The 24,512-nt window shown below is 51.0% G+C and carries 21 protein-coding genes; 11 read left to right on the forward strand and 10 right to left on the reverse strand.

Features of this window, described 5'->3' with window-relative positions; translation table 11 throughout:
- Nucleotides 1-165: 165 nt before the first annotated feature.
- Nucleotides 166-1,400, forward strand: a protein-coding gene (locus ACO0LI_RS06550) for an IS3 family transposase (RefSeq protein WP_423031777.1) whose coding sequence is annotated in 2 segments (ribosomal slippage) — nucleotides 166-514 and nucleotides 514-1,400 — 1,236 coding nt in all. Because the reading frame shifts where the segments join, the coding sequence is not laid out codon by codon here.
- A gap of 43 nt (nucleotides 1,401-1,443) precedes the next feature.
- On the opposite strand, the gene rpoH is transcribed toward ACO0LI_RS06550, so the two are convergent.
- The 4 genes from rpoH to ftsY all read right to left on the reverse strand — a co-directional run bounded on the left by rpoH (nucleotide 1,444) and on the right by ftsY (nucleotide 5,493).
- On the reverse strand, nucleotides 1,444-2,340 hold the full coding sequence (rpoH, locus tag ACO0LI_RS06555) for an RNA polymerase sigma factor RpoH (protein ID WP_422950255.1): 897 nt from the start codon (nucleotides 2,338-2,340) through the stop codon (nucleotides 1,444-1,446).
- A gap of 401 nt (nucleotides 2,341-2,741) precedes the next feature.
- On the reverse strand, nucleotides 2,742-3,656 hold the full coding sequence (locus ACO0LI_RS06560; RefSeq protein WP_423031779.1) for a cell division protein FtsX: 915 nt from the start codon (nucleotides 3,654-3,656) through the stop codon (nucleotides 2,742-2,744).
- A gap of 31 nt (nucleotides 3,657-3,687) precedes the next feature.
- The gene (locus ACO0LI_RS06565; RefSeq protein WP_423031781.1) at nucleotides 3,688-4,362 is read right to left on the reverse strand and encodes a cell division ATP-binding protein FtsE; all 675 of its coding nucleotides are present in this window, start codon (nucleotides 4,360-4,362) and stop codon (nucleotides 3,688-3,690) included.
- Nucleotides 4,363-4,389: 27 nt separating this feature from the next.
- A complete protein-coding gene (gene ftsY / locus ACO0LI_RS06570; protein WP_423031945.1) occupies nucleotides 4,390-5,493 on the reverse strand; it encodes a signal recognition particle-docking protein FtsY in 1,104 nt (367 codons plus the stop codon).
- A 106-nt stretch (nucleotides 5,494-5,599) separates the two neighbouring features.
- Between ftsY and rsmD the strand changes: the two genes are divergently transcribed.
- The 3 genes from rsmD to ACO0LI_RS06585 are packed head-to-tail and all read left to right on the forward strand — an operon-like array spanning nucleotide 5,600 to nucleotide 7,164.
- Complete coding sequence (gene rsmD, locus ACO0LI_RS06575) at nucleotides 5,600-6,295, forward strand: 16S rRNA (guanine(966)-N(2))-methyltransferase RsmD (protein WP_423031783.1); 696 nt, start codon at nucleotides 5,600-5,602, stop codon at nucleotides 6,293-6,295.
- Nucleotides 6,296-6,350: 55 nt separating this feature from the next.
- Entirely contained in the window at nucleotides 6,351-6,848 is a 498-nt protein-coding gene (gene coaD, locus ACO0LI_RS06580; RefSeq protein ID WP_422950259.1) for a pantetheine-phosphate adenylyltransferase, read from the forward strand.
- A 49-nt stretch (nucleotides 6,849-6,897) separates the two neighbouring features.
- Nucleotides 6,898-7,164, forward strand: a complete 267-nt coding sequence (locus ACO0LI_RS06585; RefSeq protein WP_422950260.1) for a YfhL family 4Fe-4S dicluster ferredoxin — start codon at nucleotides 6,898-6,900, stop codon at nucleotides 7,162-7,164.
- A gap of 64 nt (nucleotides 7,165-7,228) precedes the next feature.
- Here ACO0LI_RS06585 and ACO0LI_RS06590 read toward each other — a convergent pair whose 3' ends face one another.
- The 4 genes from ACO0LI_RS06590 to ACO0LI_RS06605 all read right to left on the reverse strand — a co-directional run bounded on the left by ACO0LI_RS06590 (nucleotide 7,229) and on the right by ACO0LI_RS06605 (nucleotide 11,064).
- Nucleotides 7,229-7,723 carry a pyridoxamine 5'-phosphate oxidase family protein gene (locus ACO0LI_RS06590; protein WP_422950261.1) on the reverse strand — a complete coding sequence of 165 codons (495 nt, stop codon included), beginning with the start codon at nucleotides 7,721-7,723 and terminating at the stop codon, nucleotides 7,229-7,231.
- 217 nt (nucleotides 7,724-7,940) lie between these two features.
- Nucleotides 7,941-9,074, reverse strand: a complete 1,134-nt coding sequence (locus tag ACO0LI_RS06595) for a DUF484 family protein (RefSeq protein ID WP_423031786.1) — start codon at nucleotides 9,072-9,074, stop codon at nucleotides 7,941-7,943.
- A 38-nt stretch (nucleotides 9,075-9,112) separates the two neighbouring features.
- Nucleotides 9,113-9,955, reverse strand: a complete 843-nt coding sequence (locus tag ACO0LI_RS06600) for an MOSC domain-containing protein (protein ID WP_422950263.1) — start codon at nucleotides 9,953-9,955, stop codon at nucleotides 9,113-9,115.
- Between the two features lie 119 nt (nucleotides 9,956-10,074).
- Nucleotides 10,075-11,064, reverse strand: a complete 990-nt coding sequence (locus ACO0LI_RS06605) for a GlxA family transcriptional regulator (protein ID WP_422950264.1) — start codon at nucleotides 11,062-11,064, stop codon at nucleotides 10,075-10,077.
- Nucleotides 11,065-11,193: 129 nt separating this feature from the next.
- Here ACO0LI_RS06605 and ACO0LI_RS06610 point away from each other — a divergent pair, with 129 nt between their 5' ends.
- The 7 genes from ACO0LI_RS06610 to ACO0LI_RS06640 all read left to right on the forward strand — a co-directional run bounded on the left by ACO0LI_RS06610 (nucleotide 11,194) and on the right by ACO0LI_RS06640 (nucleotide 21,877).
- Entirely contained in the window at nucleotides 11,194-11,832 is a 639-nt protein-coding gene (locus tag ACO0LI_RS06610) for a cysteine hydrolase family protein (protein ID WP_423031788.1), read from the forward strand.
- Nucleotides 11,833-12,065: 233 nt separating this feature from the next.
- On the forward strand, nucleotides 12,066-13,958 hold the full coding sequence (locus ACO0LI_RS06615; protein WP_423031790.1) for a glycoside hydrolase family 2 protein: 1,893 nt from the start codon (nucleotides 12,066-12,068) through the stop codon (nucleotides 13,956-13,958).
- A gap of 3 nt (nucleotides 13,959-13,961) precedes the next feature.
- Nucleotides 13,962-16,220 carry a glycoside hydrolase family 3 N-terminal domain-containing protein gene (locus ACO0LI_RS06620; protein ID WP_423031792.1) on the forward strand — a complete coding sequence of 753 codons (2,259 nt, stop codon included), beginning with the start codon at nucleotides 13,962-13,964 and terminating at the stop codon, nucleotides 16,218-16,220.
- Between the two features lie 79 nt (nucleotides 16,221-16,299).
- Entirely contained in the window at nucleotides 16,300-17,412 is a 1,113-nt protein-coding gene (locus ACO0LI_RS06625) for a LacI family DNA-binding transcriptional regulator (RefSeq protein WP_423031794.1), read from the forward strand.
- Between the two features lie 255 nt (nucleotides 17,413-17,667).
- Complete coding sequence (locus tag ACO0LI_RS06630) at nucleotides 17,668-17,796, forward strand: hypothetical protein (protein ID WP_423031796.1); 129 nt, start codon at nucleotides 17,668-17,670, stop codon at nucleotides 17,794-17,796.
- A gap of 25 nt (nucleotides 17,797-17,821) precedes the next feature.
- The gene (locus ACO0LI_RS06635; protein WP_423031798.1) at nucleotides 17,822-19,204 is read left to right on the forward strand and encodes an enolase C-terminal domain-like protein; all 1,383 of its coding nucleotides are present in this window, start codon (nucleotides 17,822-17,824) and stop codon (nucleotides 19,202-19,204) included.
- Between the two features lie 141 nt (nucleotides 19,205-19,345).
- A complete protein-coding gene (locus ACO0LI_RS06640; RefSeq protein ID WP_423031800.1) occupies nucleotides 19,346-21,877 on the forward strand; it encodes a TonB-dependent receptor in 2,532 nt (843 codons plus the stop codon).
- Nucleotides 21,878-21,988: 111 nt separating this feature from the next.
- Here the strand turns inward: ACO0LI_RS06640 and ACO0LI_RS06645 are convergent, their stop codons facing one another.
- Nucleotides 21,989-23,173 (reverse strand): GGDEF domain-containing protein, encoded by a 1,185-nt coding sequence (locus ACO0LI_RS06645; protein ID WP_423031802.1) that lies wholly within the window; start codon nucleotides 23,171-23,173, stop codon nucleotides 21,989-21,991.
- A 182-nt stretch (nucleotides 23,174-23,355) separates the two neighbouring features.
- Nucleotides 23,356-24,447 carry a redox-regulated ATPase YchF gene (gene ychF / locus ACO0LI_RS06650; RefSeq protein WP_422950272.1) on the reverse strand — a complete coding sequence of 364 codons (1,092 nt, stop codon included), beginning with the start codon at nucleotides 24,445-24,447 and terminating at the stop codon, nucleotides 23,356-23,358.
- Nucleotides 24,448-24,512 lie beyond the last annotated feature (65 nt).

The following is a 24,512-nucleotide window of genomic DNA, read 5'->3' on the forward strand; positions in this document are numbered from 1 at the left end:
CGAAATTGGCCGCGAACCCGACCGCGAATAGTCCCGCACTCGGCCACAAAAACGGTCACAAAACCGCTGGATAAAACAAAAGGCACTCTTGCGAGTGCCTTTTTCTTTTGCTTGACCCGTCCTGATTAAAGTTGACACTTTTCTAGAGCCTGAAAGGAAAGTGAGATGGACACAGGGATACGCAGGAGTCAGCGAGATTACACGCTGACTTTTAAATTATCAGTAGTAGAGCAAGTAGAAAAAGGCGAGATGACCTATGTAGAAGCTCAGCGCCGGTACGGGATACAGGGGAGATCAACAGTTTTAGTGTGGTTACGCAAGCACGGGCAACAAGATTGGCATAATCATGGTTCCAGACCAAGAGAAGGAAGCATGATGCCAAAGACCCCATTGCCACAAACGCCAGAACAGCGGATTAAAGAATTGGAAGTTCAACTCAAGCATGCCAATGAGAAGGCACAATTGTTTGAAGCGATCGTGAATGTGATCAAGAATGATTATGGGCTTGCTGTCCCAAAAAAGCCTTCAGGCAAGTCCTCGAACAAGGTCAAATCCCGGGATTAAGCATCAGCAGGGCTTGCCATTATTTCCAAATCACCCGTCAAGCGTACTATAAGCAGCTTCATAGCGAGCAAGAGCGGCGCGACCAGCATGCGCAAGTGATTGATCTGGTGAAAGAAAAGCGCTTGCGACAGCCACGGATAGGCACACGCAAATTGCAGCACCTGCTTCAAGCAAAGATGAGAGAGCGTGGCATTAAGCTAGGAAGAGATCGTTTATTCGCATTACTTAGGGAAAGGCGATTACTGGTACCATGCAGGCGGGCGTATCACAAGACGACACACAGCCACCATCGCTTTCATAAGCATCCCAATTTACTCAAGGCTGGGCCGCAACAAGTCATCGCTTCGAGGGCAGAGCAAGTCTGGGTGGCAGATATTACCTATATCCCTACCAAAGAGAAATTCGTTTATCTGAGTTTAGTCACGGATGTGCATTCCAGAAAAATCGTTGGATACCATGTCCATGCAAGCTTGCAAACGGAAGAGGTCAGTTGTGCCTTCAAAGCAGCGCTCAAGAGCAGAAAAAGCCAGTCAGCTTTGATCCATCATTCTGATCGTGGAATTCAATATTGTTCCAGCTATTACCAGCAAATTCATCAAAAGCACAACATCACTTGCTCGATGACAGATGGGTACGATTGTTACCAGAATGCCCTGGCTGAACGTATTAATGGGATTCTAAAGAATGAATTCTTGCTCTCGACGCCAAAGAACCTGGAGGAAGCACGACAGATGGTCAGGCAATCTATTGATATTTACAACAACGAGAGGCCTCATTTAGCCCTCCAATACAAAACGCCCAATGCGGTGCATCGGGCGTCTTTTTTACAATTTTAACTGTCAACCTATTTTAGGACTGGACAGCTACAGCCTATTTTGATTATGCAAAACTGCTGAGACTGCCCTTCATTTTCTTCAGGGCTGCGCTTTCGATCTGGCGTATGCGTTCGGCAGATACACCGTATTCATCAGCCAGCTCGTGCAGGGTAGAGCCTGTACCATCATCATTTTTCAACCAGCGTGATTCTATGATGTGGCGTGAGCGTGCATCCAGCTTGGATAATGCAGATTCCAGGCCTTCGCTTTGCAGACGGTCATACTGGCGCGTTTCCAGAACACGGGTAGGCTCGTCGGATTCAGTCTTCAGATAAGCGATAGGAGCGAATTTTTCATCGTCATCATCCGTCGGTGCATCCAGAGCAATATCATGGCCGGACAAACGCATTTCCATTTCGATGACTTCTTCGCGTTTGACATCCAGCGTTGATGCCAGGGCATCAATTTGCTTTGGTGTCATCGCGTCCAGACCTTCTTTATGGCTGCGCAGGTTAAAGAACAGTTTGCGCTGGGCTTTGGTCGTTGCTACTTTGACCAGGCGCCAGTTTTTCAAAATGTACTCGTGCATTTCAGCCTTGATCCAGTGCATGGCATAGGACACCAGACGTACGCCCTGGTCAGGGTCAAAGCGTTTAACGGCTTTCATCAGGCCGATATTGCCTTCCTGGATCAGGTCAGCATGCGGCAAGCCATAGCCGAGGTAACCGCGGGCGATGGAGACGACCAGGCGCAAATGTGACATAACCAGTTGCTGCGCAGCAGCCAGATCATTGTCATTACGTAATTTGTTCGCAAAGTCTATCTCTTCCTGATGCGTGAGCATAGGCAGACGATTGACTGCAGAAATATAGGCATCAATATTACCCAGCGTGCCACTAAAACCTAGAGCCAGCGCTGTGCTGTCTGTTGCAGGGATCAATTGTGTCGATGTAGTTGCCATTTTTCCTCCTTATTGCTGCCTTAAGAGTATCAATTACTCCTTTTGGCACTTTCAAGCTCCTATATTAGCACTCTCTTGAGAAGAGTGCTAATACTCAGATTCTATGAAGTTCATCAAATAAATCTATTGAAAAACAAGCATTCATTTACAACATGTATAGTGCTTAGATAGATGCCTGGGTGGAAAGTTGCAATCAATTCGCTGCAAATTGTAAAAGCCTGTTGCAAAAATCACGATGCGCAGACTGCTGCAATGGTGCGCGATCACTAGCGACTAATAGAGAACACTAGCGATTACCAGAGATCGTCGATTACCAGCAAGCAGTCAGCACTATGAAGACGAAGCAAGAACAGATTTATTGTGCGCTTATTGAGCAAAATTGAGCAAATAGCGCGAAGAACTCAGCTTGCGCGCGCCAATTGCCTTCTTACCGACAGAAAAACACCAACCAGCCCAAGCAACATGCTAACAGCCAGTAGTATGGCGCTCTGTACGATACCCAACGGAGCAAGGTGAAATTCCGATGCATATAATTTAGCAAATTCTGCAATTGCCTTGTTCAAGGGTTGCAGGGACGCCGCGATCAGGCCCAGTGCGAGGCCACCTGCCAGCAAGCCCAGCAAGGCACCGGTATAGTAATAAGGCTTGTGGATGAAACTATTGGTCGCCCCCAGCAGGCGCGATACGGCAATTTCTGCCCTGTGCGAAATCACTTGCAGGCGGGTGGCATTAAATACCACGACTACCACCACCACACCCAGAGTGGCAGCCAGGAACAACAAACCAAGCTGCATGATTTGCACCAGTGCTGCCAGGCGTTTGACCCAGGCAGAATCGAGTTGCACGACATCGACATCCTGCATTTGCTTGATTTCTTCGACCAGTGCCTCTATCTTGCCCGCATCACTATTCGACATGGACAAGACATAGGCGTCAGGCAGTGGATTGCCGCCGAGGGTAGATAAGACTTCTGCCAGGTTGGATGATTGCTCGAGGCTGGCCAGGGCCTTGTCCTTGGGGACGAAGTTCAGGTTGGCCGTGATGTTTTTCTCTTTCAGCAATTTTTTCAGCGGTATCGACAAGGCTGTGGCAGTTGCCCTTGGCGTGTCCGGGCTGACGAAGATGCTGATTTCAGGTTCTATTGATAATTGCGAAGAAATGGGACGTATATTTTCCAGCAAAGTCAGGCCAGCGATGGGCAAGGCCAGCGCGATCGCCACGACCAGCACATTGAACAGAAAATTGCCTGGGCTGCCACGCAAATGGCCGAGCGCGCTCTTGATGGCGAACAAGTGTTGACGAAACCAGTTGGTCATGAATTCTTCCTTGTTATTCTGTACTGCAGGATCAGGCGGCCAGCGAGGATTTCCAGGTGCTGACTACCTGGCCCTGGCTCAGGTAAATCACGCGGCTGGCCTGATCGAGAAATTGTTCATCATGGCTGGAGATAATGCAGGTCACACCGGCGCTCTGGAAAGCCTTCAGTGCACCCAGCACCTTGTTGGCATTGTCACGATCCAGAAAGGCGGTAGGTTCATCCGCCAGAATAATCTGTGGACGGTTGACGATGGCACGGGCAATCGCCACCCGCTGCTGCTCACCACCAGATAGTGCCAGCGGCAGGGAATAAGCCTTGTCTGGCAGGCCAACCTTTTCCAGCGCAATGCGGGCACGGGTCTCGGCTTCAGCATGGGAAGCGCCGGTAACGATGATGGGCAGCATGACATTCGCCAGTACATGGCGGTCAGTCAGTAATTTCTGGTCTTGCAAAATCAGGCCCAGCTTGCGGCGCAGATAAGGCAGGCTGCTGGTTTTGAGTTTGCCTATGTCCTGACCATTAACCTTGACATGACCTGCGGTCGGTTTTTCTATACCTGCAATCATCTTCAACAAGGTAGATTTACCGGCACCAGACGGGCCAGCCAGGAAAATCAGTTCACCGGCAGCAATTGATAATGAAACATCCTTGAGTGCATAAACATCTTGCGAATACTGTTTGCTGACGTGTTCAAATTCAATCATGATCGCGTTTGGCCTTTTTTTGTGCAATTAACTGAGCAGGGCGTCAACAAATTCCTGGGCGTTAAATGGTTGCAAATCTTCAATCTGCTCGCCTATACCGATGAAATACACAGGCACAGGGCGGTTCTTGGCGATTGCTGCCAGCACGCCACCTTTGGCAGTACCATCGAGCTTGGTGATGACCAGGCCAGTCAGTTGCAGGGCATCGTCAAAGGCCTTGACCTGGGCCAGTGCATTCTGGCCAGTATTGCCGTCGATGATGAGCAAGACTTCTTGCGGCGCGCCATCCATGCCTTTGGCGATAACACGTTTGATCTTCTTCAATTCTTCCATCAGATGCAACTGGGTAGGCAGGCGGCCAGCCGTATCTACCATGACTACATCAGTGCCACGAGCACGGGCAGATGCTACTGCATCAAACGCGACTGCCGCCGGATCGCCGGATTCTTGCGAGATCACCGTGACATTATTGCGCTCGCCCCAGATGGTTAACTGCTCACGTGCTGCTGCGCGGAAGGTATCGCCCGCAGCCAGCAAAACCGATTGCTGGTGGGTTTGCATATGCTTGGCCAGCTTGCCTATGGTCGTGGTTTTGCCCGCACCATTGACGCCAGTGATCATCATGACCAGGGGTTGATAACGGCCCAGTTCCAGAGGCTTTTGCAAAGGCGTTAGCATTTCCAGCAACAAGACTTTGAGGGCGGCTTTGACTTGTTCGGCATCAGTCAGCTTTTCTTCCTTGACCTTTTTCTTCAAGCCATCCAGCAGGAACTGGGTAGCTTCGACACCGGCATCCGAGGTCAGCAGGGCAGCTTCGAGTTCTTCATACAAATCATCATCAATGCGGGCACCGATGAAGAGGGTGGTAAGATTCGAGGAAGTTTTGGCCAGACCGGCTTTCAGGCGGCTTAGCCATGAGCGTTTTTGCTCAGGTTCAGGATCTTCAGCGGGAGCAAGCTCTGCCAATGCTGGCTTGACTTCAGCCACGGGCACAGGAGCGGTAACAGTGGTGGCAATGGCAGGTGTAGCAATAACAGGTGCAGGACTGGCTGGCGCCGTAATAACGGGTGCCGGCTCAGCCACAACAGCCGGTGCCTCTTCTTTGGGCTTCTTTTTGAAAAAACTAAACATCGGGATATTTGGGAGTGCGGGCGGCATATAGCCAGCCCTGATATTAGAATGCTGCCATTTTAACAGACAGCGCAAGATAAACAGATTTAGCCGTAGCAAGCATGCAATGAAAACAAATAGTAATAAAAAAACAAAAAACACGGCTGCAAAAGCAGCACCGGTAAAACGTCAGCACCATCAAGTCCGCATCATAGGCGGCGTGTGGAAGCGCAGCCTGCTCAGCGTGGTCGATGCCGAGGGTTTGCGCCCTACGCCAGACCGCGTCAGGGAAACCCTGTTCAACTGGCTCAATCACTTGCTGCACAATAACTGGACCGGCGTACATTGCCTGGACCTGTTCGCTGGCAGTGGCGCGCTGGGTTTTGAAGCCGCCAGCCGTGGTGCAGCGCAAGTCATTATGGTCGAGGCGCATACGCCAGCTTACAGGCAACTGGAACAAGTCCGCGATAAATTGCAAGCCAGCCAATGCAAATTGCTGAGGGCAGATGCACTCAAGGCAGTCGAGAGCATGGCAAACCAGGCTCAGAAAATGGATGTGATCTTTCTTGACCCTCCTTTTGAGCAGGATTGGCTGGAACGCATCCTGCCAGCCTGCGCACCATTATTGAGCGCTAAAGGCTGTATTTATGTCGAATCAGAATTTTCGCTAGAGGTATCTTCTGGCGATGCAGCGACAGATGAAAAATTAGCTAAATTATTAAGCGGATGGCAAGTTATCCGCGCAGATAAAGCCGGTAGTGTGTACTTCCATATACTGCAACGCAACATTTTGCCGCATGAGGCGCACGAAAATCAGGCATAATGCCTGCTCAACTTGGTGCATATCCTTATGCAGATTGCGAAAAAAGGGAGTGAAGATGGTCACAGCCGTTTATCCGGGAACATTTGATCCGCTGACACGCGGTCATGAAGATCTGGTGCGTCGCGCATCCGGTCTTTTTGATACTTTGGTGGTGGGTGTGGCGGATAGCAAAAGCAAGAATCCATTTTTCTCCCTGGATGAACGCCTGGAAATTGCCAATGAAGTATTAGGACATTATCCGAACGTGAAGGTAGAGAGTTTCTCTGGCTTGCTGAAAGACTTTGTGCGCAAGAATGATGCACGCGTCATCGTGCGTGGTTTGCGCGCCGTGTCTGACTTTGAATATGAATTCCAGATGGCAGGCATGAACCGTTATCTGCTGCCTGATGTAGAAACCCTGTTCCTGACCCCATCTGATCAGTATCAATTTATTTCAGGTACCATAGTCCGTGAGATTGCCATGTTCGGTGGTGATGTATCAAAATTTGTGTTCCCTTCAGTTGATCGCTGGCTGAAGAAGAAGGTCGCATTGCTGGCCGAGAGCAAGTCTTAAAGCAAGTACTGAAGTACATTCAAGTAGTACATGAAAGTGAAGTGACAACATGGCCCTGATGATTACAGACGATTGCATCAATTGTGATGTCTGCGAACCCGAATGCCCTAATGACGCCATTTACATGGGGCCGGAAATTTATGAGATTGACCCGCATAAATGTACCGAGTGCGTGGGCCATTACACGGAGCCGCAATGTCAGCAGGTTTGCCCGGTCAGTTGCATTCCCTTCAATCCTGAATGGCGTGAAACGCCTGAGCAGTTGCAGGCGAAATACGAACAACTGCAGGAAAAACAAAAGCCACAGCCAGCATAAGCGATTCATCAATCGCTCATGCTGCTCTGCGTTGTACTACCTATTGAAGCGTACTATTGCAAGCTTATGGACGCAAAGTCCCATGCTCACCTATGTTTTTCGGCTGTTCGCCAGTAATGGCTGCCTTGGCCATCGCAAACAATTGCGTCATCTTGCTTGAGCCACTATCCCAATATTCTGCTGCATGTATCTGCACTTTCAATAACATCAGATGTGGGTCATCTACACCTTCAGGGAACCATGGCTTGACCATGACATTCCACAATTCTTCTGCTTTCTGACGGTCACGCAAGACTTCTGCACGACCTGAGATGGAGACATACAGGCTGTCATCCACATCAGCAAAACTCACATTGACTTCAGGATGCTGGCGCACCGCATTGAGGTAGTTTGCCTCATCAGAAATAAAGAACCACATATTGCCGGCATCATCTACTTGCTGACTGGTCAGCGGGCGGCTGCTCAGGCGATTGTTTTCATCTACGGTAGTGAACATGCCAAATTTGACATCTTTGGTCATGTCGCGGATTTTTACCAATGGGTCGTTTTGAGTAGTCATGCTGGCCTCGTCATTTCTTGTCAGTTATGGGGTTTGATAACGAGCTAACAATAAACCGTATCAGCGTGTAACTCTGTACGGTATCGAACGTGGGCAGTCAGAGCAAATTAGTCTGAGCAGATTTGCAGGGCGCGCAGCGCGCACCGCTGTCAGTCAAAACGGTGCGCTCGGCGCACCTGCAAGGTATGGAAGGTCTTTTTGCAGCAGATCAAGTACTTTAAAAGCAGCGAACCTGGTTGCGGCCACCATTCTTGGCCTGGTACAAAGCCCGGTCAGCACGCAATACCAGATCACGGGCAATGCTGGTGGCATTGTCGTAATTGGTATTTTCATCGATGGTGGTCAGGCCTATCGATATCGTGGCCTGGCAAGTGCCCGCTTCACTCAAGATAAAATCCTGCCCAGCAATGCTTTTGCGTATGCGTTCTGCCACCTGTATCGCATCATGCAGATTGGTGTTGACCAGCACCACGACAAATTCTTCGCCGCCAAAGCGGCCCAGGGTGTCACTGAGACGCAATTCATTCTTGATTCTTTTTGCAACCTCCTTCAACACATCATCGCCGCCCTGATGTCCGTAGCGGTCATTGATCTGTTTGAAAAAATCGATGTCCAGATACATGCAGGCAATGCTGTATCTTTGTCGGCGCGCACGGGCAATTTCTTCCAGCATGCGTTGTTCGACATAACGGCGGTTGCTGACATTCGTCAAAGGGTCGGTCAGGCCTATATAAGTCAGGCGCTCATTGTTGATGACGTTTTCGAGGCAGATCGCAATGATGGAACCCAGGCGCTCGATAAAATCAGTCGCCATATTCGGCTGGAAACGGTCAGCCTTGAAACTGCCGAGGTTCAGGCAGCCAATCAGGCGGCCTTGTCTGCGCATAGGGATGATGGCAATACTTGCCGGTTTTTTATTGAAGCTGCTAAAGTATGTTGAATAAGCAAGGCTCTGGTACAGACCCAACTGCGGTTTGCGCAGTGCAGTTTCTGGCTGGCTCAGTTCTACCTCATGCCGCAAGAAAACCAGATGTGGAAATTCATTCAGGTCTATCTTCAGGTCGCACAGCATTTGCTGCAAGTCGCCCATTTTATCGAACAAGACCAGAGACACTACATCGAGTTCTGAGGTGATTGCCAGTGCGCTGAAAATATTTGTGATCAGTTCACGAAAACTGTTGGCGCCAATAATCTTCAAATCAAAACTCTGGTGCCGCGCCATGATGCTCTGATTGCGGTGAGCAAGTTCAAGCAAGCTGTCCAGCCGTGCGCGCAACACCTGATTTTCATGCTGCAATTCCAGCAGCGCAGATGGTGCTTCATCTGGCTCTGTATCGGTATGCGCTGGCATCATGCTTTCCATATTGGTCTGTACTTGGTGGTCTGTAATTAGAATGCGATATTCATATTGATAGCATCACCGACACGCAGCAATTGCCCTAAGCCCTGTTCGACAATGACATTCATGCCAAAGGTGATGCCGCCATCGACCAGGGGATTGGCGCGGTAAGTCTGCAGGATATCCAGCGGGTCAGGACCAAACTCACCTGTACTCTGGTCTATTGATGGCATGGGGCAGCGCGGACAAGGCTTGACCGGGCGCAGTTGTATCAGGCTGCCAACTTCAAAATTCTCGGCATAATCTTCTTCAAAAGCTTCTATGCCATCCAGCACGATATTCGCACGAAAGCGATTCATGGGCAGCGCACTGCGACCCTGTTTTTCCAGTTTCTGATTGAGGTCATCCAAAGAAGCAGATGCCGTCAGCAAGATGGGATAACCATCAGAGAAGCGGGTAGCGACGAGTTTGTCGCCTGTCCATTTCTGACTCGCATAGCGCTGCGTCTGTGGCGTGCTACGTACCAGGCGGCAGGGCGTATCCAGCGCCTTGCTGAACCAGTCTGCCATGGCCTGCCCGCAATCGAGGGCGGGGAAATTTTCTTCCCAGATCGTGACTGAAGTAGTGCTGGTATCTTCTTGCGGGTTCAGTGACAGCACAGGCATGCCAGGGGCGTGGATGTAAAGCCCGTCACTACGGATTTCTGGCCGTATCAAGGCCATCTTCGGGAATTCTCTTTGCGTCAGAAATTGCCCTTGCTGGTTCGCCAGCATCCATTCGCGGTCATGTATGCCTTCAAAACTGAGGCCGGTTTCAGTCAGTGTGGCCGCTTCCAGTGTGATACCGGCGCAGGACTTGATGGGGTAAATGCTAAGTGACAATATGCTGGGCATGATCTTGATGCAATTAGTAGGCCGGAAAGTATGTAAGCTATTTTAATGGCTAAGCTCTATTCATGCTGGTGTTTAAGGCATATACCATGCCAGATTCCTGATTTGATGATGTTTGGTAATCAATCATTTCCCTGAAAAGCACGTCGGTAAGCCGAAGGTGACAGACCAAATTCACGCGCGAAATAACGGCGCAGTAATAATCCTGTACCAAAACCTGTATCCGCTGCGATGTCATCAATTGCGCGTTTGCTGGTTTCCAGTTGGCGTTGAGCTTGTGCCAGCCTTTGATTCAATAACCATTTGCCCACGGTCGTGCCGGTCTGCTGCTGGAAATGGCGGGTAAAGCTGCGCCTGCTCATCAGGGCTCTTTGCGCCAGTTGATCGAGCTGCTGAGGTTCTGCCAGATTTGCCAGCATCCATTCCAGTACTTTGGCCAGGCGGTCATCAGTGGCCAGCACTGGCACAGGCTGTTCTATGTATTGCGCCTGCCCACCCTGCCTGTGCGGTGCTACCACAAGACGTCGGGCAACATGGGCCGCCACATCAGCGCCATAGGTACTGCGCAGCACATGCAGGCAGCAATCTATGCCCGCAGCAGTGCCTGCTGAAGTGACAACATCACCATGATCCACATACAGTACATTTGGGTCCAGGCTGATTTGCGGATAGCGTTCAGTAAAAGCCTTGCTCAAAGCCCAATGCGTGGTGGCACTGCGCTTGTCGAGCAAGCCAGCTTCGGCCAGCACAAAGGCACCCAGACACAAACCTATGATGCGCGCTCCCCGTGCATGCGCCTGACGCAGTGTCTGCAACAGTACAGGCGGGGCAGGGCGCAAGTCATCATGCCAGGATGGGATGACTATCATGTCAGCCTTGCCCAGCGCAGGCAAGCCATGTCGCACATGAATGCCAAAGCCGGAACTGGTGCGCACTTCAGCCTGTGCCCTGCCAGGCAGGGCCAGACAGACTTTGAGATCGAACAAGGGCATGTCCAGCCCGCCATGATGCTCGCCAAATACCATGCAGGGGACAGATAAATGGAAAGGGCTGATGCCATCAAAGGCCAGCACCGCGATATTGATCTTATTGTCAGGGTTGGATATAGACATGGCCTGATTGTATCGAATATTGGCAATCGGGTCACTTATATTCTGAGCCTGCATGGCTGAAAATACATCCCATGAACAGCGCTGCTGTTTTATTCAATCCATCTTGAATTTACCTCAAAAGGAAATGCCATGACTGCCAGTAACCCTGTAAAACGCGCCCTGATCGTTATTGATGTACAAAATGAATATTTCACAGGCAATATGCAAATCAGCTACCCTGATCCGCAAGTGTCCCTGCAAAACATAGGCAGGGCGATGGATATGGCCAAGGCTGCGGGTATTCCTGTCCTGGTGGTGCAGCACTCTGCGCCAGAAACTTCACCCATCTTTGCGCGTGGTTCCAAAACCTGGGAGTTGCATGAAGTGGTTGCCAGCCGTCATGCTGATCACCGTATAGAAAAAAACATGGCCAGTGTATTTACTGGCACTGATGTGGCAGCATGGCTCAAAAAGAATGAGATTAATACCCTGAGCATAGTTGGCTACATGACGCACAACTGTAACGCCAGCAGCATACTTGAAGCGGCGCACCTGGGTTATCAGGTTGAAATGCTGAACGATGCAACAGGTTCATTGCCTTATGAAAATGCGGCTGGTTATGCGACTGCGGAAGAAATTCACCGTGCCTTCAGCGTCGTCTTCCATTCCAATTTTGCTGCCGTAGTCAGTACGGATAGCTGGGTCGCGGCAGTTAAGGCAGGCGAGTTGCTAAGCCCGTCCAATGTGTATAGTTCGCACATGGCTGGTCGCCAGCGCGCAGCGGCTTAAACTTAGAGCTTTTGCTACGAACTTCTGCTCGGAACTCCACATCTTGTTGGACAAAGCCCGGATTGCATGGCAGCCGGGCTTTTATTTTTCTCGCAGCCTTTGCAGAATGAGGTTTCTGAAAAAAGCATTGACTTCTAAAAATGGTACCGCTACCATATTCGTCAGTAATAATCATCAATATTCAAGCGTCTTCATAAGAGCCGCGGCTACACAAAATTAATAAGGGGTATGAGATGCATGGTTTAAGAATATGGCTGGGCAGTGCAGTCTGCTATGCCGTAATTGCAGTATTGAGTAACCTGGCAGCCAGCGGCACAGCATTTTCGCAAACCAGGCCAGCCGCCACTGCAGAGGTGCAATCCACCCCGTCAGCGCTGCTGCAAAACATCTATGGCCGTTCTCATACCAGCCTCAATGGCCGCTGGAATTACATCATTGATCCCTATGAGATGGGCTATTACGATTATCGCCGCATGCCGTTTGATGAGTCAGCAACTGGCAAGGGCGGCTTTTATGATGACCGCGCGCCCAAGGATAAAAACGACTGGGTCGAATACAATTTCGACCTGTCACCAACAATGAAAATACCAGGTGACTGGAATTCGCAGGCAGAAAAACTGCAACTGTACGAAGGTACGATCTGGCTGCGCCAGGTATTTGATGCCGAGCCCAAAGCGGGCAAGAATTACTTCCTCTACTTTGGTGCGGTCAACTACGAGGCGCATGTCTATCTGAATGGCAAAAAACTGGGTAGCCATAAAGGCGGCTTCACGCCATTCCAGTTTGATGTGACAGGCAAGCTCAACAAGGGTAAGAATTTTGTCATCGTAAAGGCTGATAACACAAGACACCAGCATGAAATACCTACCGTCAATACCGATTGGTGGAATTACGGTGGCATCACCCGCGATGTCTTGCTGGCAGAGCTGCCAGCCACTTATATCAATGATTATAAAATCCAGCTTGCCAAAGGCAACCTCAAGCGCATAGAAGGTTTTGTGCAATTGGCAGGCGTGCGCAAGCCGGAAGAAATCAAGATCAATATTGCCGAAGCGGGCATCAGCACTACCGTAAAGACTGACGCCAATGGCCGTGCCGCCATCAGCATCCCGGTAGAAAAAATGACATACTGGTCGCCAGAAAATCCCAAGCTGTACAAAGTGGATATTGCCGCTGCTGGTGATAGCGTCAGCGACCGTATCGGTTTTCGCACCATAGAAACACGTGGCCAGGACATACTGCTGAATGGCAAATCCATATTCTTGCGCGGCATTTCCCTGCATGATGAAAACCCTCTCATCGTCGGTCGCCTGCGCGGTCAGGCAGATATGCGCATGATGCTGCAATGGGCCAAAGAATTGAATTCGAATTACGTGCGCCTCGCACATTATCCGCACAGTGAAGAAATGCTGCGTCTGGCAGATGAAATGGGTTTGCTGGTCTGGGCTGAAGTGCCGGTGTATTGGACTATCTCCTGGACTAACCCTGACACTTATCAGAACGCTAGCCAGCAACTGACAGACCTGATGCTCAGAGATAAAAATCGCGCGAGTGTGATCATCTGGTCGATAGGTAATGAGACACCTGTCAGCGATGCGCGCAATGTTTTCATGGGCAAACTGGCGGCGACAGCACGCAACAACGACGACACCCGTCTGGTCGCTGCAGCACTCGAGGTGCATCGTGAAGGTCATGATGTAATAGTTGAAGATCCGCTGGCTGACAAACTCGATCTGGTCAGTTTCAATGAATATGCAGGCTGGTATTGGAGCAATACCAAAGAGATGCTGGATTACCGCTTCAAGATCAAATACAACAAGCCGGTAGTCATTACAGAATTTGGTGCCGATGCTCTGGCTGGTTACCATGCCGATGGTGACACCCGCTGGAGTGAAGAGTATCAGGATGTGCTCTATCAAAAGCAGTTCAAGATGCTGACCGCCATGCCAGGCTTGCGCGGCATGACGCCATGGATACTGGTCGATTTTCGCTCGCCACGCCGCCAGCACCCATACTTTCAGGATTTCTGGAACCGCAAGGGATTGATCTCTGACAGCGGCAAAAAGAAGAAGGCATTTTGCACCTTGAAAAACTTCTATGACGATGTGCAAAAGAAGTATCAATAAAAAATGGCAAAACACGATATGCATGGCAATAAATCCACAGTGCTGACAGCATTGTTTGCTGTCCTGACCCTGGCGGCAAATGCGTCAGCACAAGACTGGCAGATAGAGCAAAAAGTCGATGCGCTGCTAAAGCAGATGACGCTGGAAGAAAAGGTCGGCCAGCTACACCAGCTATCAGGACGTGACCTGACTGGCCCCGCGAATAATAGAAATACCAATATCCTCGCAGAAATCCGCAAGGGAAAAATAGGCTCGATGCTGAACGTCAAAGGCGTCGCAGAAACCCGCGAAGTGCAGGCGGCAGCCTTGCAATCAAGGTTGAAGATACCGCTGCTGTTCAGCCTTGATGTGATACACGGCTACAAGACCATCTTCCCCATTCCTCTGGCTGAAGCTGCCTCCTGGGATTTGTCGGCGATAGAGCAATCTGCCCACATCGCCGCCAAAGAAGCGGCAGCGTCCGGCATACACTGGACTTTTGCGCCCATGGTCGATATCAGCCGTGACCCGCGCTGGGGCAGGGTGATGGAAGGTGCAGGTGAAGATGCTTACCTTGGCAGCCAGATAGCCAGAGCGAGGGTGCTCGGCTTTCAAGGAAAAGAACTCGGTGGCACAGATGCCGTCATGGCCACCGCCAAGCATTTTGCCGCCTACGGTGCAGCGATCGCAGGGCGTGATTACAATGCCGTGGATATGAGCGAGCACCAATTGTGGGAAACCTATCTGCCACCATTCAAGGCAGCGGTAGATGCAGGTGTTGCCACCTTCATGAATTCCTTCAATACCCTGAATGGCATTCCGGCAACCGGTAGTGCTTATTTGCAGCGCGACATACTCAAGGGTGCATGGAAGTACCAGGGTTTCGTCGTCAGTGACTGGGCATCGATTGCGGAAATGGTCAAGCATGGCTATGCCGCAGATATCCCTGACGCGGCGCAAAAAGCCATCAATGCGGGCAGCGATATGGACATGGAGGGCTTTGCCTATTCCAGCTCGCTGGTGCAACTGATCAAAAGCGGTAAAGTAAAAACAGCTTTGCTTGATGATGCGGTAAAACGCATCCTGTACAAAAAATTTGAACTGGGCCTGTTTGATGATCCTTATCGCTTTTCTGATGCAAAGCGTGAACAGGAAGTATTGAATGATCCCAGCCATAGACTTATTGCACGTGATATCGCGCGCAAATCCCTGGTGCTGCTGAAGAACGACAAGCAAGCCTTGCCGTTGAATAAAGCTGCGAAGTCCATCGCCGTGATAGGCCCATTGGCAGACGCACGTCGTGACCTTGAAGGCGGCTGGATCGTCAAATCAGATGCGGGGCAGGTGGCAAGTTTGCTGGATGGCATACGCAGCCATGTGGAAAAAGACACTGAAGTAATTTTCGCGCAGGGTTGTGATGTCGTCTGTACTACGACCGACGGTTTTGCAGCAGCACTGGCAGCGGCAGACAAGGCCGATACTATCTTGTTGGTACTCGGTGAAAGCTGGGACCTGAGTGGCGAAGCAAAGTCACGCACGGACCTGGGCTTGCCGGGTTTGCAGACGCAATTATTCGAAGCATTGCGAGCGAAAGGTAAACCAGTCACAGTCGTGATCATGGCGGGAAGGCCGCTGGTGTTCAATGCGGTAGCCGATCATGCCGCCGCAATTCTGTATACATGGTTTGCCGGCAGTGAGGGTGGCAATGCCATTGCCGATGTCTTGTTTGGTGATTACAACCCTTCGGGCAAGCTGCCCATGACTTTCCCGCGCAGTGTGGGCCAGATACCCATCTCATACGATACTTATGAAACCGGCAGACCTGTGCAGGACGTAAAAAATGTCGTCTATAAATCGGCCTATATTGATTCTCCGAATACCCCGCGTTATGCATTCGGGCATGGTTTGAGTTACACCGATTTCAGCTATAGCAATCTGAGCTTCAGTAATAAAAACCTGCTGCCCGGCGCCACTGCGACTGTCTCGTTTGATTTGCACAATACTGGCAAGCGTGACGGTGAAGAAGTGGTGCAATTGTATTTGCGTGACCCGGTCGCCTCAGTAGTGCGCCCTGTCAGGCAACTCAAAGGCTTCCAGAAAATCAAACTGGCAGCGGGTGAGCAAAAGCGGGTGACGTTTACTATAGACCAGGCCATGCTGTCGTTTTATGACAGCAAATTGAAATGGGTCGCGGAGCCGGGCAAATTCATCATCATGCTGGGCAGTGCATCGGACGATATCCGCCTCAGCGGCGAGCTCCAGCTTTTGGATAAAGCCAGGTAAGACTGGCAACAGGATTGTCAGCAGCGGCCACGCTGTTGGCAAATGGCTATGGGCGAATTTGCAATGCTATAATTTATGGATGAAAAACAAGTCATCCTCCATAGCGGCAGCCAAAGCTGATATTGCAACTGAAACGCCTGTTGCTGAGGTGTCTGCGGCTGATCCTGTGCGCCGCAGCCGTCGCTCCAGCGGTGGCTTTACCTTGCGTGACGTGGCAAAACTGGCCAATGTCGCACCGATTACGGCTTCGCGGGCTTTGAATACGCCCGAGGCAGTGTCGCCAGCCATCCTGGCGCGGGTAAGGGAAGCGGTAGAGCGTACTGGCTATGTGCCCAATTTGTTGGCCGGTGGCCTGGCATCCAAAAAAAGCCGTCTGGTGGCTGCTGTCGTGCCTACCATTACTGGCTCGGTGTTTCTGGAGATGGTGCAATCCCTGACCAAGTCTCTGGCAGATGAAGGTTATCAATTAATGTTGGGTCAGGCTGGCTATGAAAATTCACGCGAAGATGCCTTACTGGAAGCCATCATAGGGCGCCGTCCAGACGGTGTCGTGCTGACCGGCATCATGCGTTCAGAACTCGGTCGCAAGCGCCTGCTTGCCAGTGGTATCCCGGTAGTGGAAACCTGGGACCTGACGCCTACGCCTATCGATATGCTGGTCGGTTTTTCGCATGAAAAAATTGGCGAGGCCGTGGCCAAATATCTGCATGGCCGTCGGCGCAAGCGCGTGGCGACCATCAGCGCCAATGATGAGCGTGCAGTACGTCGCAACAAGGCATTTTCTGATGCCGCACTGGCTCTGGGCATGGGGCAGGCAGGTGCGAAAGAAGTCGCTACCTGCATAGTCAAGGCACCTACCACTCTGGGTAGTGGCCGTAGTGGCCTGCGTAGCTTGCTGGAAAATGATCCTGCCATTGATGCGATCTTTTGCAGCTCAGACATGATGGCTCAGGGCGTCATCATAGAAGCCCAGGCAATGGGCATAGCCGTGCCAGAAAAGCTGGCTGTAGTGGGGCTGGGTGATCAGGAATTTTCAAAAGACCTCAATCCACCATTGACCAGTGTTCGCATAGATGGCACGGCCATAGGCATCCAGGCAGCGCGTTTCATTATTGAGCGCGTGGATGGCAAGCCAGTGACAGACAAGGTTAAAGATATAGGCTTTTCCATTGTCGAACGTGGCAGCGCATAATCTTTTTGAAGCAGGTATCTAAGTCCCGTCCACAGGAGGGACAAAGCATTTGCTCATCATTTTGTCCGGCCTATTATTGCCGGCCAAGGGGATGCTGCCTTCAGTTGCGGTATTAGTCCTGATTCTATTCCTGTTGTAAATCACATTGGCAGCGACAGGAATATTAAAACTCCCACAATTCGCTCAAGAAAGTGATTGACTTTCAAAATAGGTACCGCTACCATTAATTTATATTTGGTAGCGGTACCATGAGCGGTGAGCAAAAAAGAAAATGACAATAGCGAGCTTTATCAGCCTGCAATAGCAACTTCATCAATTCAGCCCACAGGTGAAATGGGCAGGCTTTATGAGCAAGGCCAGCAAAAGAATAATCCAGACCAATAGCGGTATTAATTAACCCCAATCATTTATGCAAACATCTGTTTTTTCCAATGTCAGCAATCCTCGTTTCCAGGTGCAGTCAACTCCCTTTGTGACCAGACTGCAAGTGATACCCGTAGCTGGCTACGACAGCATGCTGCTCAATCTCAGCGGGGCGCACGGCCCTTACTTCACCCGCAATATCGTGATCCTGACCGATAGCGCTGGCAACCAGGGCGTCGGTGAAGTACCAGGTGGTGCAGAGATAGAAAAAACCCTGAATGACGCACGGCCCCTCATTATTGGTCAGCCCGTCGGAGCCTTTAACAGCATGCTCAATCAAGTCCGAACCGCCTTTGCGCAACGTGATGCAAAAGGGCGTGGGCATCAGACTTTTGATTTGCGCATCACCGTACATGCGGTGACCGCACTTGAATCCGCCTTGCTGGATTTGCTCGGAAAATTTCTGGGTGTCTCAGTTGCAGCCCTGCTGGGTGAGGGCCAGCAGCGCACCCAGGTCGATGTGCTCGGTTATTTGTTCTACATCGGCAACCGCCATGACACCAGCTTGCCTTATCCTGATCCCGGCACAGTTGCCGGGCCGGATGATGACTGGGCGATGTTGCGTTGCCAGCCTGCGCTTGATACCAAATCCGTTCTTGCTTTGGCCAAGGCAGCCCATCAGCGTTATGGCTTTCGCGACTTCAAACTCAAGGGTGGTGTGCTGCGTGGCGAAGATGAAATTGAAACCGTCACCGCCCTCGCTGAAGCCTTTCCTGATGCGCGTATCACCCTGGATCCAAATGGCGCATGGTCATTGAAAGACGCCATACGCCTGTGCCGTGACCGTGCTGATGTATTGGCCTATGCAGAAGACCCATGTGGTGCAGAAGATGGCTTTTCTGGCCGTGAAGTGATGGCAGAATTTCGCCGTGAAACCGGCTTGCCAACGGCCACCAATATGGTCGCCACCGACTGGCGCGAGCTCGGCCATGCGGTGCAATTACAGGCTGTCGATATCCCCTTGGCAGATCCGCATTTCTGGACCATGCAGGGCTCGGTCCGCGTGGCACAGATGTGCAAGGAATGGGGGCTGACCTGGGGTTCGCATTCCAACAACCACTTCGATATTTCGCTGGCGATGTTCACCCATGTCGCTGCCGCCGCTCCTGGAAAAGTTACCGCGATTGATACCCACTGGATCTGGCAGGACGGCCAGCGCCTGACTAAAGCGCCACTGAGTATCAACAATGGCGTTATAGACGTGCCAGATAAACCTGGCCTGGGGGTAGAGCTTGATATGGCTGCAATAGAAGCCGCACACCAACTGTATCTGAACATGGGGCTGGGCGCGCGCAATGATGCTATTGCCATGCAATTTCTGATCCCGGGGTGGACATTCGACAATAAAAAACCTTGTCTGGTGCGTTAGATAAGGCGGAGCAGTAACAGTAAAGCCATCGACATAATCAGCTTTATAAGGACGGGCAACAACATCGCAACAGAACTGGCATTAAAAAAACTAGCAGTGATAAAACTCGCAGTTATAAAATAAACAGCAAGGAGACAAAAAATGTTCCGCAGTACTATAAATAATAAGCATGCAGGCAAACACAAAAATTCTGGTCGCAATAACAGCAGGCAGCAATATCAGTTAGCCCCTGTCACTGCCGCCGTCGCAGTGGCTATCCTGAGTTTCATGAACACCGCACAGGCGCAACAAGCCGCTACCGCAACGCCGACAGCATCAACAGCAAATAAAGCGACAGCGGCAACTGCAGAGGCGGATGAAAAAGGCCTGGCCAAAGTCGTTATCTCGGCCAACAAGCGTGTGGAGAAACTCGAGAATGTACCTATGTCGATCTCGGTCATTGGTGAAGAACAATTGCAACGCAATAATGTCCGTGACCTCGATGACGTCATCGACCTGTCGCCCGCACTGACCAAAACCCAGAGTGACAACCCGGCAAACACCGGTTTGAACATGCGCGGCATAGGCACACAATCGATAGGCATAGGGGTGGAATCTGACGTTGCCGTGATCGTTGATGATATTCCCATAGGCATGCAGGTACAGGCTTTCCGTGACCTGGCAGATGTTTCCCGTGTCGAAATCCTCAAAGGTCCACAGAGCACCTTGTTCGGCAAATCGGCGATTGCTGGTGCCATCAATATTGTTACCAAGCCTATTTCCGGCCCCATCGTCTCGCGCGCTAGCATCTTGCTGTCCAGCGACAGGGAATGGCGTCTCGGTGCATCCATAGGCGGTGAAGTATCCGAGAAATTCGGTTTTCGCATTGCCGCCAGTAATAATGATTTTCCTGGTAACGTCAATAATCTGACCACCGGTAAAATGACCAATGGATCTGCCGGAAAAACCTTCCTGGCTAAATTGAACTGGCGTTTGACAGATGATCTCGATATCGATTTTTCACCGCGATATAACTACACAAAGACTGATTGCTGCGCACTGGTCATCACCAGCCTGACGGGCACTAATCTACAAAACGGCTTGCTGAACAATTCTCCGGCCATGCCCATCTCGCAAGTGCTGGCAGGCATTACGCCTGGGCCGGATAACCGCACCATCCGCAATGACACGTTCACAGGGCAGGAATCAACTACGCGCGGTTTTGGCCTCAGAGTGAATTACCAGTTGCCAAACGGTGGGACCCTGACGTCAATCACATCCGGCGACCGTTATCATGCCTATGATTCACGTGACCAGGACTTTACCGATGCACCTGTGATGCTGTACTACCCGGTCACAGGTTCGACCAAGTCATCAGGTTTGAACCAGGGAGCAGAGCAGCACGGTCGCTTTGATGTCATCTCACGTACGCAAGAGATACGTCTGGTGTCGGCAGACACTGGCAACTTCCGTTATGTCGCTGGTCTCTGGTATGGCAAGAATGAACTTTCACGCTATTTCAAACGTGGTGAAAACGGCCTCGTCGCCACCAGCCCTACTGAGTTCTATGGCGACACCTACAATATCAACAAGGCCGTATTTGGCCAGGCCAGCTGGGAATTTATTCCTACTTATACCCTGACTACCGGGATACGTTTTAACAGGCAAGAATCTGGTTATCATTTTTCCGGAACTGGAAACCCTTCCAAATTAGTTTTCGGCAGCCCTTATGTTGCTGTCAATAATTTTTCCAGCGTAGGCAATGTAGAAAACGCCACTACCGGCAAGCTCAGTTTGCAAAAGCAATTCACGCCTACGTTGATGGGCTATGTCTCTGCATCCACTGGTTATAAAGGCCAGGCTTATGATATCACCAGCAGCCTGTCTGCCCTGACCGCATCACAGCAACCCGTCAAATCAGAGACAGCCAAGAGTTTTGAAGTTGGCATGAAGGGCAATTTTTTCGATAACCGTCTGACCGTCGCAGCGACCCTGTTCAACAGCAAGTTCAAAGATTATCAACAGAACTCAGGTAGCTATATACCCGATACCCTGATCTATCAGACCCGCCTGAATAGCCTTGAAGGAGTGCAGACCAAGGGCGCAGAACTCGACATCAATGCACTGGCAAGCAGGGATTTGCTGATCAATGCCAATTTCGCTTATACCGATGCGACCATCACCTCATTCAAGAACTCTACTTGCTATCAGGTGACTGGCAGTCCCAACGGCGGTTTCAACGATACCTGCATCTTGAAAAACCCTTTGTATGGTGATCAGAATACCAATGATGTTTCGGGTGGACGCATGCCGTTTTCACCCAAGCGCAAAGCCAGCGTCGGTTTCAAATATGACTTGAAATTGCCTGAGATGAGTTTTGATGCTTATGTCACAGGCAATGTGGTGTATGCGAGCGACATGATTTCCAATCTCGACCAGAACCCGCTTAACTTTGTACCAGCCACCACCTATGTCCACGGCGGTTTTGGTTTCCGTGAAAAGTCTGGCCGCGCGACCTTGAGCTTCAGGGTCAATAATCTGTTTGACCGTCAATACCGCGCCAACCGTTCTTTCCCATTGGCGAGCTTCAATGCGACAGCGCCTAATCCGTTAGCTACTGTCAACAGCACGACCTGGACACCGACACGCAATGCCTTCCGTTATCTTTCTGTGCGTCTGGATGTAAAGTTTTAAGCTGATTTGCTTGGTATCAAGCAGCATGAGTGTCCTGCTTATTGCATTATAAGTAAGCAGGGCATTAATCCAGCATGAGGGAACTTGCAGGGCAGGTATGGCACATAAAAATCAGGCGTATTTTGCTGGAGGACTAACTGCAGTATGCAAGGCTATGCAGTTACGTCCTGTTTTTTTCGCACGGTACAAGGCCTGGTCTGCGGCATCGACCAAAGCAGTCAGATTCATGCCATTGTTGAAGGAATCTGCGATACCGGCGCTCAGGGTACTGTGCAGGACTTCGTTTTTCCAGTTGATCTGTAATTCAGAATACAGCAGGCGCGCGCGTTCAGCCAATTGCGCCGCGCCTTGCTCGCCAGTGCCAGTCAACAAAATACAAAACTCTTCGCCGCCATAGCGTGCCAGGCAATCTTCACTACGGACAATGGTCTGCAACAGCGCCGCCAGGCGGCGCAGCACTTCGTCGCCTGCCTGGTGTCCATGAACATCATTAACGCGCTTGAAAAAATCCACATCGATCATGATGACAGACAAGGGCTCGCCAGTCCGGATAGCCCGCGCCAGCAGGCGTCTTGATTCATCTTCAAAACTGCGGCGGTTCAGCAAGCCTGTAAGGCTGTCGTGCGAAGCCTTTTCGCGCAATTCACTGACGAGACGGAAGGTGATCAACATGACCAGCGACAGTGAGATGGAAAGTTGCGAGAGGCCACCAAGCACCAGAAATACCGGATTGACATCGCCCTGTGCAAAGAGCGAAATCTCTTGTGCTGGCTTGCTCATCATATTCATTGCCCTGAGCAGACTCATCAGGGCAATGAAGGCAAACGAAACAGTGGCCAACCTGTAGGCAGTTTTCAGCGGCTGTGCAGCCTTGACCATCAGATTAAGCGCGCAGGCACCAAAGACGCAACTGAACAAGATAGAGTTGGCAATCACCAGCATGCGGATATCATCACGCCACACACCCAGCCACAGGCTCTGTGCCATCATCTGTACGCCTACCCACGCCGTGAACCAGTAATGGCAGCGTTTGCCATTGAAAGCTTCAATGCCATTGTAGATCAGGCCAAAACCACAACCGGTAACCAGAGGTACACTGCCAATAATCCACAAAGGCCATTCAGGAGACATCTGCGTGCTGGTAAAAATACCTATGCACATGCAGCAATGTCCTGCCGCCCATTGCCGCGCCCCCTTGATATTGTCCGCATGAAAACTGATCAGCGCCATCATGCCCGCGCCCAGCAGATTAATCCCGCTCAACATCAACATGATAGTGCGCACATCAAGTTTCATGAGGCTCTCGCACCGGTGGTGTGGCTGGGGCTCTTGTCAGGCAAATTGACTCCGCGAAGTGGACTAGGTTAAATAATGATGCACCTAAAATATTACATCTGAAACACAAGGGCAATAAAGGAAACAAAAAAGCCGCGAATGTCGCGGCTTTTGTTGGGTTTTGTGGCCTTGTTAAGTCCTGATCAGACGTTAAACAAGAAATTCAACACATCGCCATCCTTGACCACATATTCCTTGCCCTCGGCGCGCATCTTGCCTGCTTCCTTGGCGCCGGATTCACCCTTGAAGTTGATGTAATCATCAAATGCAATCGTCTGGGCGCGGATGAAGCCGCGTTCGAAGTCGGTGTGGATCACGCCGGCTGCTTGTGGTGCAGTGTCACCTACGTGGATGGTCCAGGCGCGTACTTCCTTGACGCCTGCAGTGAAGTAGGTTTGCAGGCCCAGCAATTTGAAACCGGCGCGTATCAGGCGGTCGAGGCCTGGTTCTTCCATGCCCATGTCGGCCAGGAATTCGGTTTTGTCAGCGTCGTCCAGATCAGCGATTTCAGATTCTATGGAAGCGCAAATGGCCACGATAGGGGCATTTTGTGAATTTGCGTAGGCAGTCAACTGGTCCAGCAATGGGTTGTTAGTGAAGCCGCTGTCAGAGACGTTGGCAACATACATCGCTGGTTTGGCCGTGATCAGGCACAGTGGTTTGATCAGCAGCATTTCTTCTGCGTCCAGGCCCAGGGCGCGCACGGGCTTGGCATCGTTCAGGGCGGGCATGATGCGTTCCAGCACCGTGACCAGTTTCAACGCATCTTTATCGCCAGAACGGGCTTTCTTGTTTTCGCGGTGGATGGCTTTTTCTACTGTGCCCATGTCGGCCAGTGCCAGCTCAGTCTGGATAACTTCGATATCGTCAAGCGGGCTGACCTTGCCAGCAACGTGGATGACGTTGTCATCTTCAAAACAGCGCACGACGTTGACGATGGCGTCAGTTTCGCGGATGTGGGCGAGGAACTGGTTGCCCAGACCTTCACCTTTGGAGGCACCGGCAACCAGGCCAGCGATATCAACAAATTCAACGATGGCGTTCTGGATGCGTTCAGGCTTGACGATGTCAGCCAGTTGTTTCAGACGCGGATCAGGCACTTCAACCACGCCGACGTTAGGCTCGATAGTGCAGAAAGGATAATTTTCTGCCGGTATGCCTGCTTTGGTCAGCGCATTGAACAGTGTGGATTTGCCGACGTTAGGCAGGCCGACGATGCCGCATTTGAGACTCATGATGTTTTGCCAGTTGGATTTGATTAACCCGCTATTTTACCGGAAAGCCTGCCCTTCAGACCGTT

Source organism: Undibacterium sp. Tian12W, assembly GCF_049339405.1.
Classification (GTDB): Bacteria; Pseudomonadota; Gammaproteobacteria; order Burkholderiales; family Burkholderiaceae_D; genus Undibacterium.